The sequence below is a fragment of the Rhodopirellula sp. UBA1907 genome (assembly GCF_002337565.1).
Lineage (GTDB): Bacteria > Planctomycetota > Planctomycetia > Pirellulales > Pirellulaceae > Rhodopirellula > Rhodopirellula europaea.
The window spans coordinates 100,073-101,103 of sequence record NZ_DDGH01000074.1; the positions used below are offsets into that span (position 1 = coordinate 100,073).

Annotated in this window: 1 protein-coding gene; it reads right to left on the minus strand. The window is 56.5% G+C overall.

Going from position 1 to position 1,031, the window contains the following annotated elements:
• Positions 1 to 454 precede the first annotated feature (454 nt).
• On the minus strand, positions 455 to 1,031 hold a 577-nt coding region (locus B2R17_RS16480), incomplete at its 5' end, for a transposase (RefSeq protein ID WP_286764838.1).

Consider the following 1,031-nt stretch of genomic DNA (forward strand, 5'->3'; position numbering starts at 1 on the left):
CTCCCCAACTGCGGAGGTCGTGCAGTTTATCGATGCCGCGTTTTAGCGGGTTTCAGAATTTGAGAACCTCTCCCGAAACGAAGTTTTGGGGAGAGCGACCGTAATGAATCTGGCAAGTGTGAGCGATCAAAAATCTTAAATTTTTTGATTCCGTGGCGTTCTCTGCGCAGCATTTCCAACGGCGGGCTCTTGGGTAAAAGCTCGCTTCGATTAAACTTTCAGACTGGTACCGCGTGGCAACACGCGAGTACGTCGGGCCGCCGGTTGTCGGGCTTGTTTCGATGGCCGGCTGCCCCCTTTCACTTTGGGTGGTGGTTGCCTGTGGCGGTGCGACCTCGATCGGGCTCGGCAAAAGGGGCCCTCCCTTCCACATCGCCTTCACGCTGGCCTCAACCGCTAGCGCAGGCCAACGTGAAGGCGACGCGAAAGGGACTCGCGGCAACGCTTTGGTGGATTAGCGACAGGATTGCACCTCGGCCATGGAGGCGTACTTCGTCGCGTCAAAGGTTTCTCCGTTGCGAACCATTTGATTGAGCGTCGAGAGCATCTTCCGCATGCAAGCGACCATCGCCACCTTGAAAGGCTTGCCTTGACCGCGAAGCCGTTCGTAAAACGCCTTGGTCGCCGGATCATGTCTGCGTGCCGAATTAGCCGCCATGTACATCGCGTTGCGAACATCTTGTCGTCCGCCGCGAATCGGACGCTTGCCATCCTTCCTGCCACTCTGGTTGGCGATCGGACTGACGCCAACAAGCTTGGCCACCTGCTTTCGGTTCAGCGTTCCCAACTCAGGCAACCGAGTGAGCAGCACGCTCGTGGTGACCTTGCCGACACCGGTGTGACTGAGCAGGATATTGACCTTGGGATCCTCTTTGGCAAGCTCCTTGAGAATCGCCTCAAGGCGTTTTTCAACGCTTTGGAGCTGCTTTTGGATGTTTTCCAACATCTCCTCAAGGAACTTGATTGCCTCGACGTCATGGGTGTGTTCCAACCGCATCCGCTCTTGGCCACGCATCTTCAGCAATGCCTCG